We start from the raw sequence: 14,695 nt of genomic DNA, 5'->3' as shown, positions 1-14,695 counted from the left end.
GTTTTATTATCTGTTGAAAGTGATGCGTTGCCCCTGAGGGGTAGCTATTACCTTACCATTGTGATACACCTGTTTGCCGTTTACGAAAGTGCTCACTACAGCCGAGTGAAATTGTTGTCCTTCCAGCGGACTCCAGCCACATTTATACAGCAGGTTGTTTTTCTGTACTGTCCATTGGGTATCCATATCCACTAACACAAGGTCGGCGAAATAACCTTCACGCAAGAACCCGCGGTCTTTTACCTGAAAAAGAATAGCGGGATTATGACACATTTTTTCTACTATTTTTTTGATAGAAATGCTACCTTTATGAGCTTTCTCGAGCATTGCCACGAGCGAGTGCTGTACCAAAGGTGCCCCTGAGGGGATATTAGTATAGCCTTTGCGTTGTTTTTCTTCCAACGTGTGCGGTGCGTGATCAGTAGCAATCACATCCAGACGGTCGTCTAAGAGGGCTTGCCACAACGCAGTACGGTCATCAGCCGTTTTTACTGCCGGATTCCATTTGATGAAAGCCCCGCGAGTAGTATAATCATCTTCCGAAAACCACAAGTGATGCACGCATACCTCAGCAGTGATTTTCTTATCTTTTAGCGGCATATCATTGCGGAAGAGGTCGGTTTCGGCAGCCGTAGAGAGGTGGAACACGTGCAGACGCGCGCCGGTTTTTTCAGCCAAAGCAATGGCGCGTGAAGAGGACAGATAGCAAGCCTCAGCACTTCGGATATGAGGGTGCAGGTCTATAGGGATATCCTCGCCATACAAGGCTTGATAGTGGGCTAAATTCTTGCGAATAGTTGCTTCATCTTCACAATGGGCAGCAATTACTAAATCTACATTATTGAAAATAGCTTCTATGGTTTTCTCGTTGTCTACAAGCATATTCCCTGTGGAAGAGCCTAAGAAGAGCTTTACCCCTGCACAAGCGTTTTTATCTAAGCGTTTCAGTTCTTCGAGGTTGTCGTTTGTACCCCCCAAGAAGAAAGAATAGTTAGCATAAGAGGATTGTTTGGCAATCGCAAATTTCTCTTCCAAAAGCGGAATTGTTACGGTTTGAGGTACGGTGTTAGGTTGCTCAAAAAAGGTAGTTACACCGCCGGCTACCGCAGCTCGACTTTCGGTAGCGATAGTAGCTTTATGAGTAAGCCCAGGTTCGCGGAAGTGCACTTGGTCGTCAATCACCCCAGGGAGGAGGTATTTACCTTCGGCTTCTATCACCTCATAATTCCCTTTAGGAGTAATGTGGGTACCTATTTGGGAAATGCGGTCGCCCTCAATCAAGAGGTCGCCTTGAAAGAGGGTGTTTTCGTTTACAATAATGGCGTTTTTGATAAGGGTTTTCATTGTTACCTATTACTTGTTACCTAAATACAAGGTGTTTATATATTCCACCTGCGAGTTCTTGATGATTTACATATTCAAACCCTAAACGGGAGTAAAGGCGTTCGGCTTGTGGATTTTGCACATCCACGAGTAAGCCTATGGGTTGAGTAGCCACCTTTTTGAGGTGCGTGATAAGTTTGGAGCCTATACCTTTGCCTTGAGCTGTGGGCAATACGCTGAGGGTATCTATATAAAGTTCTCCTTCATTAGTCTCATCTTCGAGCACAATATCTATACCGTAGCTACTGCGAATAAGTGCCAGCACAGGGGCGCGCAAGCGGTGCAAGTGAGCACCATCATAAGCAATCACCGACCCTATTACGGTGTTGTTTTCCTCGTATAGCCAAGCATTTTTATAGGAATACTGATTATCTTCTTGTTCAAAGAGCTTTTGTAGTAGGGCAATAGCCTCTTCTTTATGGTTTTTGCCTATCATTTTATACACGATTTCCTCCATTGCTTGAAACATTAAGGGGGCGACAGCAGAGGCATCGGTAGGGGTTGCGGGTCGTATCATCAGTTTAGAAATATAAGTTTTTGAATTAAGTTTTCTCCCAAGCGCTCGTTGAGGTTCTCAATAATTTTGGTTTTGCCATAACTCAATTCGTTGCTAAGTGCAGGGGAGCTCAAGTGCACATATAGGATGTTGCCTTTGAGCTCTACCGAGGTAGTATAGCGCGCTATAGCTGTACCCATCAGTTCATTCCAGAGAGCTGGCAACGAGGCTTTTTGCAAACCATAATTGAGGTGATTTTGCTTTACAATGAGCTTGATAACCTCCGAGAGGGTGTGAGTATTTCCGTCCATAATTTTAATTCTTTAATTACTTATCATTGTAATGTCCAAAAGCAGAAAGTACTTCTACTTTTTTTTCTTCCTCAAAAACTTCATATATAAAGCGATGTTTTCCATTGATTCGTTTGGAATATACATTTCTTTCTCCATATCCTTTAAGAGGTTCCGTCTGTCCAGTTCCTTTTGTAGGAGTCTCTTCTAACTCATCTAAAAAAGTATCTATCTTTTTTAGTATTTGTTTATTACCCGATTGCTTATGGATTTCTAAATCACTGAAAAATTCTTTTGAATAAATAATCTCAAAGGCTGGTTGTTTTTCTTCCATTAGTCAAACATCAATTTTTTCATTTCTTCCCTACTCATTTGTATTTTTTCACCAGCTCTTGCACGATCTATTTTAGCAAAAAAAGCCTCCTTAGTCATCAAAGTTTCATCCTTTTCTTCTTTAATAACCTTGGTCGTAGCTTTCAAACTGTTTAAAATTCTTTCGATAAATGGAAAGTCTACAGCTTGTATTTCTGATTGGAATGTAATTGTGGTTGCTTCCATAGTTTCAATATTTTTTGCAAATGTACAAATTAATTATCAATTATCAATTATTTACCTGACCTATTACTTGTTAGCTATCACTAAAAAAAGAGGTTGCCTAAAGTTTAGACAACCTCTTTACAATTATAAAGCCAGCAGTACTCAAAGCTGGATTTTGTTAGTTACATTCTGTTTTGAACTCTGCTCTGGTTCCTTGTTTTCTCCATCCTGCAGGAAGATTAGCTAATTGTTCAGCGCTTACTTTTATACATTGTAAGGAGTTAGCTCCATTCAATTGCAAGTAGGTAAGTTTTGTGTTTTTTGAAAGATCTAAACTCGTTAGAGAATTGTTTTCATTTAGGTATAAACCTTTGAGTTCGGTAAGTTTAGAAATATCTAAAGAAGTGAGTTTGGAATTATTGCAATACATATTAGTAAGACTTGTATTAAGAGTAACACCTTTAAAATCAGAACCTCCACAAGAAAAGGTTTTGATATACTCATTTTGAGAAATATCAAAGCTAATAATACCTTTTTCTGGAAGAAATTCCATTTTTGTAAATTTTCCATAAATAGAAACTGTATTAGAGCTACCTATTTCCACAAAAAGGTTTCCTGCTTTTACACTGGGATATAGAACTTCTAACAAAGCCTCACCTCCATCTTTTACACCATTGTTATTCCTATCAAACCACACCTCAGGAATATCATTTTCTGCAATTGCAACGCTTAACATAAAGGAATCACCTTCAGCCTTGTTAGTAACAAAAGTTACTTTAGGTGTTATGGTAGCAGTTCCTTTTAGTGGAATGGTAATAGTTCCTGCATTGCTTTTAATCACTAAGTTAGCTGTTTTATTTCCATTAGTTTTAGGAGAAAGGGTAACGGTAAATTCGTATTTTTTACCTACTCCTATAGTAATGGGCGAAGCGGAGGTTGTAAACTCATCGGCATTAGCACCTGTGAATTCCACTGATGTAATAGTAACATCGGTTGTGCCTGTGTTAGTGATAGTGAAGGTTTTAGAAGTAGTACCATTCACAAAATCGCCTTTAGGGGCAGTTACTTCCACCTTAGGGGTTGGTGGTTGTTGCGGATTATCGTCATTCTTTTTACAAGAAACGAAAGTAGCGAATGCTAATGAAAATAGCATTACTGAAAAACTGAATCTTTTTTTCATAAAACTGAATTTTAAATTTTATTGGCAAATATACAAAATAATTGCCAATTGACAATGAACAACTTGTTTTTGTTAGTTACAATCTATTTATTTGTCGCTTTAGTTATATTTGTAACAACCTATCCTCTTTTTGCGCTTTTTGGCATACTTTTAGTACGTTAGCCCGCACAAGCATTGGTACATTAGAAAATCTTTTGTACTTTTGCGCCCTTATAAAATATAAATTAATAGCACATTATTATGAAAAAAATTGTAGCAATAGCGGCTTTATTAGCCACTACCATCGCCTTTGGTCAGGCTCAAAAAAAGAATGGTTGGGAGCGTGCCAAACTCAATGGAAAAGTAAAAACATATACCCAAACAGGTATCCAAGTTACTGAAGAAGGACAAGAAATCCCTATGAATTCTGAACTTTTTACTCAGTTTGACAAAAAAGGAACTCCCGTGAAAATGTACTCTAAACAAAATGGTATGACCATCAATTTTGTGGATGTGTACGACAAAGAAGGACTTTTGTTAGAATCGGCTTCTCACGATGATTCTAATACTCTCCTTTCTAAAAACGTATATGAATACGACGAGCGCGGTAACCTTACCAAACACGATGTTGAAACTCCTGATGGTAATATCTTTATGAGTCGTATCAATGCTTATAACGGTCAAGACCAGTTGATAGAACGCACCGAATGTATGGCTGGATTGTGCGATGAGAAAATCACCTATACCTACCTTCCTAACGGAAAAGTAGCTGAAGAATCTAAATACAGCAAAAAAGAATTATCAAGTAAAACTGTATATACTTACGATGCTAAAGGTAATACCATTGAAAAACAAGTATTTGACAAAGATAATAACCTAAAACAGCGCATTACTTCAGTTTTTGATGACAACAACAACGAAACAGAAGTAAAATACTTTGATAAAGATGGTAATGTTACCAAAACAGAATCGTACACACTTGTGTATGACAAGAAGAAAAACTGGATAAAGAAAACAATGTCGGTTGATGGTAAACCCACGATGATTTTACTTCAGAAACTAAAATATTATTAATAGATAGCAAAAAAAGCTGCTCCGTTTTAGAGCAGCTTTTTTTGTAAATTTCATCTACTTATTTAAGAATGTATTTAAATGATTTTAAGCGAGAATATACTATAAATTCTTTAGAAGAATTGTATGAACTTCTTCTGAAAAGATACACTCATAATGCTAACTACTTTATTTTAACTTTTCAAGATGAAGGGTTTCCACAACTTACAGCTTTTGTAAAAGCAAATGAGGCTGTACTCTATTATTTAGATACTACTGAAAGTTTCATTTCAGAAAGTACTACCAAGACTGATACAACTGCAATATTCTATGAAAATGAATACTCTCAAATTTTCCTACCGAAAGCAAATATACTTCCTATAACTGATTTTTACAAAGCTGCTGAATTATTTTTTATTACTAAAAGTAAGCCTATAAATATAAATTGGACAGCATTGTAGAATAATATTTCTAAAAAAATGGCGTATAATCAAAAATAATTGATTATTTTTGCAATCAAAATAGTATCAATATGGAAACAACTACATTAAAAAAAACAATTTCATTGAGAGTAACACCTGTGCTATATGAGCATATAAAACAGATGTCTATGAAAGAGAATAGAAGTATTAACAACTACATAGAAACTGCTCTTTTAAGCTTCTCTAACTTCGATGAACATATACAAACATATTCAGATGAAACAGGAAATAAAATTATTAAAGCCCTTGAAGAACACAAAGCTGGTGAAACAATAAAAATAACTCCTGAAACATTATGGACGATATAGAAAAAGACTATGAAATTGAAATTTCGAAAGAGGCAAAAAAAGAACTTGAACTTATAAAAAAATCAGCAACTTCTGCTGTGAAAAGTAAGTTACAACATATTCTTGAAGAGCTTCAGAAACACCCTACAGAAGGAATAGGAGTAGAGCGGCTAAAAGGGAAAGGAGGTATAGGATATAGTCGAGAACTTAGTAAGAAAGATAGAGTTGTATACGTAGTTTTAGAGGAGGAAAAAACTGTAGTTATATCGCAATTTCTCAACCACTATAAAGATAAATAGATTCTTAAAATATGGAAGTTGTATTAAAACAAGAAAAACAAACTGTACAACAACAGTTGTGGGATATTATAGTAGAAGTATCGTGGGGAGAAATATCTGAACAATACTTCAAAAAAAGTAGGTCTTGGTTATCTAAAAAGATGAATGGCAAAGGTTTTAATGGTGGAGAGGTGGTTTTTCTTCTGATGAAATTGAAACTTTGCGAGGTGCCTTAGTAGATCTATCCGACCGTATCAAGCGTGCTACTTATAACTTACAGTAAAATAAAAACTGAATCCACAAAATAAAGTAGTTATTTTTGTTATATATTTGCAATCTAAAAATGAAACATTATGGAACTAAATTTAACAGTTAAAGAGAATAATTCACCTGTGTTAACTTCTATAAAATATACTAAAAAACTTGATTTTATAGATTTTGATCAGCCTGAAAAAATAGAATTTGATTCATCTCAAATTATTGATGATGATCAAGAACATTATGATTTTATAATGGAATTATCTAAAAAAACTAATAAAAAAGTAGCATTGCGCTTAGCAAAAGAAAAAAACATTACCCTACCTTCCCAAAAATAATTATGATAGTTATTGCTGATAGTAATATTTTCTATAGTTCATTAATTACCCCTAATGGTAACATAGCAACTATATTAAAGGATAAAAATATGCAATTTTTAGCCCCTGACTATATTATAGAAGAAGTAAAAGAACACTTAGAAGATATACGTAAGCGCATCAAAAATACAAAAACCAAAAGACAATTATTAGCTGATTTAAAAATTCTTTTAAAAAAAGTAACTATTATTCCTTTAAGTACATTAAGTAAGAGAAATATACAAAAAGCTATTTCTATTGTAAAAGATGTTGATGAAAATGATTATCCCTTTGTAGCAATGCACTTTCAATACAAACATAGAATTTGGTCTCGTGATCAAAAACTTATTGATGGACTAACAGAAAAGGGATATAACCATATTTTTATAACTACTGAAGAATTAGGAGCTCATATTTATAAAAAAAGTAAATGAAAATACTTTATACTCTTTCTCTTTATATAATAAAAGCAATCCTACCCTTGATTGCCCTCTTCAATAAAAAAATACGTCTCTTTGTAAGCGGACGTAAAACCGTATGGACAACCCTTAATGAAAAATTAGATAAAAATGCGCGTTATGTGTGGTTACACGCCGCTTCCTTAGGTGAGTTTGAACAAGGATTGCCTGTAGCCAAAGCCCTTAGAGCACAAGGTTACAAAATACTCATTACTTTCTTCTCGTCCTCAGGTTATGAGGTGCGCAAAAACACCCCCGATGCTGATATAGTAGTCTATCTTCCTCTCGATACGCGCTCGAACGCTCGTAAGTTTGTACAACTCGTAAATCCTGTAATGGCTATCTTTGTGAAATACGAGTTTTGGGTGAACTACCTCAATGAACTTAAAAAAGCGCAAGTGCCTACTTATTTGCTCTCCGGTATTTTTAGAAAAGATCAAATCTTCTTTAAGCCTTACGGCGGAATGATGCGCAAAGCCTTGCACTGTTTTACGCATTTCTTTGTACAGAACGACCTTTCTAAAACCCTGCTCGGCAGTTTAGGTTTTACCAATGTAACGGTGAGTGGTGACACTCGTTTTGACCGTGTAGCCGAAATAGCCGAAAGAGACAACCATCTCGATTTTATAGAGCAATTCAAAAGGGATGCTTTGTGTGTGGTATTTGGTAGCTCTTGGCCTGCCGATGAAGAGGTTTATTTGCAGTATCTCAACACTTGCAAAGCTAACGTGAAATTCATTATTGCCCCTCACAATATACACCCCACTGAGATAGCTGTACTGAGAGACAACAAGCAGAAGTTAGACCGCAAAGTTGCTCTTTTCAGTGAGAAAGATACTCTTAACCTCTCTGATTACGAGGTACTCATTCTCGATACTATCGGTATGCTCACCAAGGTATACAGTTATGCCGATATAGCTTATGTAGGTGGAGGTATGGGAACTTCGGGATTACACAATGTGTTAGAACCAGCTGTTTTTGGTATTCCAGTGATTATTGGTAAGAACTATGAAAAATTCAATGAAGCGAAAGAATTAGTCGCTTTAGGAGGTGTACTATCTGTTGATAGTGGAGAAGCATTTGCTGAGGTGATGAATAGCCTTGTAAATTCGGCTGAAAAACGCCAGATAGTAGGAAATATCAACCGTGAGTATATAACGGAAAAAAAAGGTGCTACAAACGCTTTTTTGGAGGGAATATAAAATAATTAAATTCTATTATCATCTATAAATGTTGCTAAATCAAGGAACATTAAACGCGTTGCTTCACCTTCATCTAAGTTTGAAAGAAATTCAAATCCTATCTTTTTGATAAAAAGATACTGCTTGTGCATAGGCATCGACTGTAACAAGACGACAAGCTTGGTCTTCATTTAATTCTATGCAATAATTTATGATAGTATCAATTATAATTCTACCTAATCCTTTCCCTTTAAAACTTTTATCAATAGCTAAACGTCCTATTTTTACAGAAGGAATACTTTTTAAATATCGCTTTGGATGAGGTAATATTTTTTTGAATTTATTATATTGGTTTTTAGAAGTAAAAAGTGTTTCCTCTACTCGAAAACTATCACTTAAAAGGCTATAATACCCTAAAGTACGTTCTTTATTTTCTATAAGGAATGTAGTGGCAAGCATTTCTTTTCTATAAGGAATTGCCTTTTCAAACAAAAATTCATTTAAATCATTGTCCTCACAATCAAAAGGTTTTATATGATAACCTTTTTTAAGTCGAAGAAAATTTAATCCTTGTAAAATATTACTATCTACTTCCATTCTCTACATCATCTTTAAATATTGATTTTAAAAGCATTGCATTTTTTCGAACACTCTCTCTAGTAATACCTTTTTCAGCTAAACTCTGTTTAAAATTAGCCATTTTTTTCCAGAATTCTACAGCTTCTTCACCTCTTAATGTAGGAGTTGGTTTTATTTCTCTTGCCATAATCTTTTCTGTTCATTGTTAATTTGTTGCAAAATTATAAATTATCTTTTGATTAGCAATCTTTCTAAATAAAAACTTTGCCAAAGTGCTATAACATAAAAGCTATAAATACTTTGGCAAAGTATAATTTACAATCTTATTGCTTGTGTAGCTCGTACTACTCAGATTGTGCTTGAATTACAGCAAGCGTAGCCAAATTCACCATTTCATCAACAGTAGAACCGAGTGTAGTAACGTGAATAGGTTTGGTAAGACCTAATATTACAGGGCCTATGGTATCTAAGTGTTGGGTTTCTTTGAGGAGTTTATAACTGATGTTTGCTGCCTCAAGGTTAGGGAAGATGAGCACATTAGCCCCTTTGCCATTGTTGAGTTTTGAGAACGGATAGTTCTTAGCAATCTTATCGGGATTGAGGGCAAAATCGGCTTGAATTTCTCCATCTACTACTAAATCAGGGTGATGTTTGTGCAAATAAGCTACCGCCTCACGTACTTTGAGACTGCTTTCGGATACTGCCGATCCAAAGTTAGAATACGACAACATCGCTACTGAAGGCTCTAAACCAAACGATTTTACTGCTTTTGCCGTTAGCAAAGCGATATTAGCTAACTCTTCGGCAGTAGGGTTGATATTGATAGTCGCATCCGATAGGAAAATAGGTCCTTGCTTGCTGAACATAATGCTGGCAGCAGCGATGCGGCGCACTCCTTCTTCTTTTTTAATAATCTCTAAAACAGGGCGAATAGCTTTTGGATAAGCGTGTGAATAACCTGTAATCATCGCATCGGCTTGACCAGTTTCTACAAGCATTGTACCAAAATAGTTGCGTTCACGCATTAGTCGTTCAGCTACTTCATAAGTGATACCACGGCGTTCGCGCAATTTCCAATAGTGTTGTACAAACTTCTCACGGCGTGCGCGCTCGGCATCGCTCTTAGGGTCGATTACATCTACACGACCGTTAAATCCTATTTCGTATTTAAGGGCTTTGATGAGTTCTTTATTGCCTAAAAGCACTGGAATACCAATGCCGTCCTCATAGATGCGTTGTGCTGCTTTGAGCACTTCTAATTGGTCGGCTTCAGCGAAAACGATGCGTTTAGGAGCGCGTTTGGCACGGTCTTGCAAGAGACGTATTTCTTTGCTTCCTACGCCTATTCTATCCATTAATTCACCTTTGTAGGCTTCCCAATCGGTGATAGGTTTCTGTGCCACTCCCGATGCCATAGCTGCTTTGGCGATAGCAGGGGGTACTTCGTAAATCAAGCGAGGGTCAAACGGTTTAGGAATGATATAGTTGCGACCGAAAGTAAGGTTTTCGCCGCCATATACAAGACTCACTTTTTGAGGTACAGGTTTTTTAGCCAATTCGGCAATAGCGCGTACCGCAGCGAGTTTCATTTCTTCATTGATTTTGGTAGCTCGAACATCTAACGCTCCGCGGAAGATATAAGGGAAACCGAGTACGTTGTTCACTTGGTTAGGGAAGTCGGAACGACCCGTTGCCATAATGATATCTTTACGTGTTTTGATAGCCAAATCATAATCGATTTCAGGGGTAGGGTTTGCCATTGCAAATACAATTGCATCCTTGTTCATAGAGAGCAACATCTCTGGGGTGAGCACATCGCCTTTAGAAAGACCGATGAACACATCAGAGCCTTTTACGGCTTCTTCGAGGGTGTGGAGATTGCGGTCGGTAGCGAACTCAGCTTTTTGTTCGGTGAGATTAGGGGAATCTTTGCGAATTACTCCTTTGCTATCGCACATTACGATATTTTTAGGGTCGGCACCTAAAGCCACATAGAGGCGTGTACAAGAGATAGCAGCAGCACCTGCACCATTTACTACTATTTGTGCTTTGGCGATGTCCTTACCTACGATTTCCAAGGCATTGATGAGGGCAGCCGCCGAAATGATAGCTGTACCGTGCTGGTCGTCGTGCATTACAGGGATATCCAATTCTTCTTTTAGGCGTCGTTCAATTTCAAAAGCTTCAGGAGCTTTGATATCCTCGAGGTTAATACCCCCAAAAGTAGGTGCAATTGCTTTTACGGTTTCTATGAATTTATCTACATCGGTGGCATCTATTTCGATGTCAAACACATCGATACCCGCAAAGATTTTGAAGAGCAAACCTTTACCTTCCATTACGGGTTTAGAGGCATCGGCGCCTATATCGCCTAAGCCAAGAACCGCAGTTCCATTAGAAATTACGGCTACCAGATTGCTTTTGGCAGTATATTTATAGGCGTTGCTTTTATCGTCGGCGATAGCCAAACAAGGTTCGGCTACCCCAGGTGAATAAGCCAACGCGAGATCGTGTTGTGTAGCGTGTTTTTTAGTAGGTACGATAGCGATTTTCCCAGGTTGAGGGAACTCGTGATAATGTAATGCTTCTTCTTTTTTTCTTTGATCCATTTGATTTTAGGTAAGAGGTAAGAAGTAAGAGGTATTACCTAATTACTTGTTACCTATTATTGTTTATAAGTGCAAAATTATAAAATAATTACGAATAATGAAGTACGAATGACGAAAAATCAGGAATTACCTCATCGGCAGCGCAAAGTACTTGCTCCTCTCCTACCCCTATGACTCTCATTCCAGCGGCTTTAGCAGCTTGTACGCCTGCAGGGGCATCTTCAAACACACAGCACTGGGCAGGAGGTAGTTGCAAAAGTTCAGCAGCTTTGAGGAAGACTTCGGGGTTGGGTTTGGCTTGAGTTACCATAGTGCCATCAACAATAGCATCAAACAGCGGCAAAATGCCTGTGCGCTCTAATACTAAACGCGCGTTCTTGCTGGCAGAGCCTAAGGCAATCTTCTTACCTTTGTTTTTCAGCGAATGCAGAAAATCGGCTACACCTACGAGCAGTTCACTGCTATCGATATGGGCGATATACTGCAAATAGAGTTCGTTTTTGCGGAGAGCTAAGGCTTGGAACTCATTTTCAGGCAGTGTTTTACCTGCCCACTGAAGTATTTTGTGCAGAGAGACCTCCCTACCTATGCCTTTGAGTTGCTCGTTATGTGCAGGAGTGAGCTCAAAGCCAAATTCTTGAGCGATAGTTTTCCACGCGCGGTAATGGTACTTGGCGGTATCTACGAGTACGCCGTCTAAATCAAAAATATATCCTTCCATTGAAAAGTGAATAGTACAAAGAAAAACCGCTATAAGGGGGACTTATAACGGTTTTCCGAAGTATGTTAGTTTTAAATTTTATTGAATAGGGTAAGGTTTGTAGCCATTAGTTCTTAAACCTCTGAAGTAAGATGCTATTTCTGTACCCCAACTACTTGCATAGGTATCAATACTACCTGCAGGAACGTAAAGCACACGTCGTTCAGCATTAGTTGCACGGAAAGAAGTACCTACTGCAGGAGGAGTAGTGGCTCTACAAGTTACTTTTACTAAATTTGTTATATCAAAAGCACCTTTTTCTATTTTTTCTACAGAAGCAGGTAAGTCGATTTCTGTTAATTTAGTATTTCTAAAAGCACTTTTACCTATTACTTTTACTCTTGTCATTGTAACAGTAGTTAAGTTAACACAACCATGAAAAGCGTCTTCATCTATTTCTTCTACATTTTTCAAATCAACGCTTGTAATATCTTTATCTTTAAAAGCTTCTCTTCCTATTTTTTTAGCATCAGCAGGTATATCAACGTGAGGAGGTAATACAGCTCCTGGTTTTACAGTAAGGACACCATCGGCATCTACAATGAAATAGCTAGTAGGTACTGAAGCTTTTATAGTAAAGTTAAGTTTCAATATTTGTCCGTCGCCGTTGATAAGATTCACACTGCCTGTACCTACGCTTTTAGCGGTTACTTTGATACCAGACACTGCTTTACCAATAGGTCGATTTACTCGATCATAAACAGTTTCAAGTGAAAATACAGCTGTTACACTGCCATCAGTAGTCATTTGTACTCTATCAAAACGGCCATTAGTAGTACCATCATCAGTAGTAGTAGTGGTATAAACTCCTTGTAAGTTGATATTGTAAGTACTATTTAAGCTCAACTCGGTAGGGGCGCTTATTGCTTTGAAAGGTATAATTACATAAGCAGGTACTTTAACTTCTTGATTTTTATCTACATCTTTAAAAGTGATTTCGTGGTGCAAACCTTCACCTTTTCCTCTTACTTGGAAGTTGCCTAACTCATCGGCGAAAGCTGTATTTCCTACTGACATAGTATAGTTGCCAGATCCTTCTTTGATACGACTTCTAAGATTGGTTACTTCATTCTTTTTGAGGAAGATAGTACTTGCATCTACTTTAAAGCCATTTTTATTTTCTACGTTTTCTTTAAACACGTGTACGTTGAGTACAGCTTTTTGAGAGCGATTACCATTCTTAACTTCTACTGTAGTATCTCCTTCTTTTACTCCTTTTACACTTATGAAGAGGTAGTTACCTGTTCTTCCTGCGATAGCTACTTGAGTATTATTAGATTTAATATCGGTCACTCCAGAACCAGAAGGAACAAAGAGTTTTACTTGAGCTGTTTTATCTACAGCTACTGTTAGATTTGGATCTGTAAATCTTATGACATTGTCGTCGTCACCTCCACTGTCTTTTTTGCAACCAGTGAGTGCAGTTGCAGCTAACGTTGCTGCCATTAATGTTAAAAATGTAGTTTTCATTGCTAAATTTTTTGTATTATTATACTTTCATTTCAATTTCGGGACAAAGGTAGTACTTTTTATAAAAAAATGCAAATCATTGAGAGATAAAGAAGTAAGTTTTTTGTGATGAATGTAACAAATTATTTTAAGTTATTGAAAATCAATATTTAATGTATAAAATAAACAAAAGGTAATAGATAAGAGTTGTGATAACTCTATCTATTACCTCATTATTTTGTTATTTAACAAAAGCTATACTTCTTCTTGGTCTTTCAAGTGTTGAATGTATTGAGCTTTTTGGATTTCGGTTCTTCTGCGTACAGATGGTTTGGTGAAATGTTGTCTTTCACGTAGTTCACGTACTACACCAGTGCGGTCGAATTTGCGTTTGTAACGTTTTAAAGCTTTATCGATGCTTTCTCCGTCTTTTAAAGGGATTATTAACATAGTGATTACACCTCCTTTCAATTTTCAGGGCGCAAAAGTACAAAGTAATTTTCTAATTTGCAAATTTGTCAATTAGAAAATTAGTAAATTTTGAAATAGACATCTCTTCATCATCAGATTCAAAAAAGCGATATTCGGGTGAAATACTTTTATAAACTTCCTGTAGCTGAGGTGAATAGGTGAGGGGTTTCCCAAAAGAAAGGGCAATGTTATGAGCGATGCATTCTTCGGCGACTTTTAGATTTTTGCGAAAACCGTGGAGTATCCAGAGCTGTTTGGTTTTAGTGATTTTTCGCAAGTGAAGGACTTCTGAATAGGCTTTTACACAATGGATGATGAGCGGAAGCTCTAAGGTTTCGGCTAAGTAAATGTGTTTTAAAAAGATTTCTTGCTGCAGGGGTAGGGGAGTGGTGATGTTTTTGTCGATCCCACATTCGCCAATAGCCCAGCAGTTGGGATGTTTTGCCAAAGGTACCAAGACTTCCCATTGTAGTTTCCAATTCTCTACATACCAAGGATGTATGCCTACCGAGAAGGGTTCGGTAGTATTGGCTGTAAGAGGGTATTGGTTACGAATCACTAAAGTATCAGCTGTGGAATGCTGAGTATGAGAGTGAATGTCTAAGTACATTT

19 protein-coding genes and 2 pseudogenes are annotated in these 14,695 nt (G+C 37.1%); 8 read left to right on the top strand and 13 right to left on the bottom strand.

The features are described from left to right. Nucleotides 1-6: 6 nt before the first annotated feature. From I7X29_RS08590 to I7X29_RS08565, 6 genes are all read right to left on the bottom strand, one after another. A complete protein-coding gene (locus tag I7X29_RS08590) occupies nucleotides 7-1,344 on the bottom strand; it encodes a dihydroorotase (protein ID WP_198474046.1) in 1,338 nt (445 codons plus the stop codon). Nucleotides 1,345-1,360: 16 nt separating this feature from the next. Beyond that, nucleotides 1,361-1,900 carry a GNAT family N-acetyltransferase gene (locus I7X29_RS08585; protein ID WP_198474044.1) on the bottom strand — a complete coding sequence of 180 codons (540 nt, stop codon included), beginning with the start codon at nucleotides 1,898-1,900 and terminating at the stop codon, nucleotides 1,361-1,363. Continuing rightward, entirely contained in the window at nucleotides 1,900-2,190 is a 291-nt protein-coding gene (locus I7X29_RS08580; protein WP_198474042.1) for a DUF721 domain-containing protein, read from the bottom strand. Before I7X29_RS08580 ends, I7X29_RS08585 begins: the two co-directional genes overlap by 1 nt. A 16-nt stretch (nucleotides 2,191-2,206) precedes the next feature. Then, the gene (locus tag I7X29_RS08575) at nucleotides 2,207-2,503 is read right to left on the bottom strand and encodes a Txe/YoeB family addiction module toxin (protein WP_198474040.1); all 297 of its coding nucleotides are present in this window, start codon (nucleotides 2,501-2,503) and stop codon (nucleotides 2,207-2,209) included. Beyond that, complete coding sequence (locus tag I7X29_RS08570; RefSeq protein WP_002679792.1) at nucleotides 2,503-2,727, bottom strand: hypothetical protein; 225 nt, start codon at nucleotides 2,725-2,727, stop codon at nucleotides 2,503-2,505. The genes I7X29_RS08575 and I7X29_RS08570 overlap by 1 nt, the downstream gene beginning before the upstream one ends. 157 nt (nucleotides 2,728-2,884) lie before the next feature. After that, entirely contained in the window at nucleotides 2,885-3,886 is a 1,002-nt protein-coding gene (locus I7X29_RS08565) for a choice-of-anchor D domain-containing protein (protein WP_198474038.1), read from the bottom strand. 240 nt (nucleotides 3,887-4,126) lie between these two features. On the opposite strand from I7X29_RS08565, the gene I7X29_RS08560 reads away from it, so the two are divergent. The 8 genes and pseudogenes from I7X29_RS08560 (at nucleotide 4,127) to I7X29_RS08525 (ending at nucleotide 8,236) form a co-directional block, all read left to right on the top strand. After that, a complete protein-coding gene (locus tag I7X29_RS08560) occupies nucleotides 4,127-4,939 on the top strand; it encodes a type IV secretion protein Rhs (RefSeq protein ID WP_198466860.1) in 813 nt (270 codons plus the stop codon). 68 nt (nucleotides 4,940-5,007) lie between these two features. Beyond that, entirely contained in the window at nucleotides 5,008-5,376 is a 369-nt protein-coding gene (locus I7X29_RS08555; protein ID WP_198474036.1) for an immunity protein, read from the top strand. A gap of 71 nt (nucleotides 5,377-5,447) precedes the next feature. Next, nucleotides 5,448-5,705, top strand: a complete 258-nt coding sequence (locus tag I7X29_RS08550; RefSeq protein WP_009413096.1) for a hypothetical protein — start codon at nucleotides 5,448-5,450, stop codon at nucleotides 5,703-5,705. Next, nucleotides 5,693-5,983, top strand: coding sequence for a type II toxin-antitoxin system YoeB family toxin (locus I7X29_RS08545; protein ID WP_198474034.1), 291 nt, complete (start codon nucleotides 5,693-5,695; stop codon nucleotides 5,981-5,983). The genes I7X29_RS08550 and I7X29_RS08545 overlap by 13 nt, the downstream gene beginning before the upstream one ends. A gap of 11 nt (nucleotides 5,984-5,994) precedes the next feature. Beyond that, nucleotides 5,995-6,245, top strand: a pseudogene (locus I7X29_RS08540) (DUF5053 domain-containing protein). Nucleotides 6,246-6,315: 70 nt separating this feature from the next. Beyond that, nucleotides 6,316-6,558 carry a hypothetical protein gene (locus I7X29_RS08535; RefSeq protein ID WP_198474032.1) on the top strand — a complete coding sequence of 81 codons (243 nt, stop codon included), beginning with the start codon at nucleotides 6,316-6,318 and terminating at the stop codon, nucleotides 6,556-6,558. A gap of 2 nt (nucleotides 6,559-6,560) precedes the next feature. Continuing rightward, nucleotides 6,561-7,010: a PIN domain-containing protein gene (locus tag I7X29_RS08530; RefSeq protein ID WP_198474030.1), complete on the top strand. Its 450-nt coding sequence runs from the start codon at nucleotides 6,561-6,563 to the stop codon at nucleotides 7,008-7,010. Beyond that, nucleotides 7,007-8,236: a 3-deoxy-D-manno-octulosonic acid transferase gene (locus I7X29_RS08525; RefSeq protein WP_198474028.1), complete on the top strand. Its 1,230-nt coding sequence runs from the start codon at nucleotides 7,007-7,009 to the stop codon at nucleotides 8,234-8,236. Before I7X29_RS08530 ends, I7X29_RS08525 begins: the two co-directional genes overlap by 4 nt. A gap of 5 nt (nucleotides 8,237-8,241) precedes the next feature. On the opposite strand, the pseudogene I7X29_RS08520 reads toward I7X29_RS08525, so the two are convergent. The 7 genes and pseudogenes from I7X29_RS08520 to I7X29_RS08490 all read right to left on the bottom strand — a co-directional run bounded on the left by I7X29_RS08520 (nucleotide 8,242) and on the right by I7X29_RS08490 (nucleotide 14,693). After that, nucleotides 8,242-8,812 (bottom strand): annotated as a pseudogene (locus I7X29_RS08520) (GNAT family N-acetyltransferase). Further along, nucleotides 8,799-8,981, bottom strand: a complete 183-nt coding sequence (locus I7X29_RS08515; protein ID WP_198466855.1) for a hypothetical protein — start codon at nucleotides 8,979-8,981, stop codon at nucleotides 8,799-8,801. Before I7X29_RS08515 ends, I7X29_RS08520 begins: the two are co-directional and overlap by 14 nt. 157 nt (nucleotides 8,982-9,138) lie before the next feature. Then, a complete protein-coding gene (locus I7X29_RS08510) occupies nucleotides 9,139-11,403 on the bottom strand; it encodes an NADP-dependent malic enzyme (RefSeq protein ID WP_198474026.1) in 2,265 nt (754 codons plus the stop codon). Nucleotides 11,404-11,491: 88 nt separating this feature from the next. Continuing rightward, nucleotides 11,492-12,124, bottom strand: coding sequence for a beta-phosphoglucomutase (gene pgmB, locus I7X29_RS08505; RefSeq protein ID WP_198474024.1), 633 nt, complete (start codon nucleotides 12,122-12,124; stop codon nucleotides 11,492-11,494). A 78-nt stretch (nucleotides 12,125-12,202) separates the two neighbouring features. Further along, nucleotides 12,203-13,609, bottom strand: a complete 1,407-nt coding sequence (locus I7X29_RS08500; protein ID WP_198474022.1) for a leucine-rich repeat domain-containing protein — start codon at nucleotides 13,607-13,609, stop codon at nucleotides 12,203-12,205. A 258-nt stretch (nucleotides 13,610-13,867) separates the two neighbouring features. Next, nucleotides 13,868-14,062 carry a 30S ribosomal protein S21 gene (gene rpsU, locus I7X29_RS08495; protein ID WP_009413086.1) on the bottom strand — a complete coding sequence of 65 codons (195 nt, stop codon included), beginning with the start codon at nucleotides 14,060-14,062 and terminating at the stop codon, nucleotides 13,868-13,870. Between the two features lie 52 nt (nucleotides 14,063-14,114). Beyond that, nucleotides 14,115-14,693 carry a TatD family hydrolase gene (locus I7X29_RS08490; RefSeq protein WP_198474020.1) on the bottom strand — a complete coding sequence of 193 codons (579 nt, stop codon included), beginning with the start codon at nucleotides 14,691-14,693 and terminating at the stop codon, nucleotides 14,115-14,117. Between the last annotated feature and the right edge of the window lie 2 nt (nucleotides 14,694-14,695).

Origin of the sequence: Capnocytophaga periodontitidis (assembly GCF_016126015.1) — a bacterium.
Taxonomy (GTDB): domain Bacteria; phylum Bacteroidota; class Bacteroidia; order Flavobacteriales; family Flavobacteriaceae; genus Capnocytophaga; species Capnocytophaga periodontitidis.
Note: the sequence above shows the minus strand (reverse complement) of the source record. Positions and strands in the feature narration are given on the sequence as shown.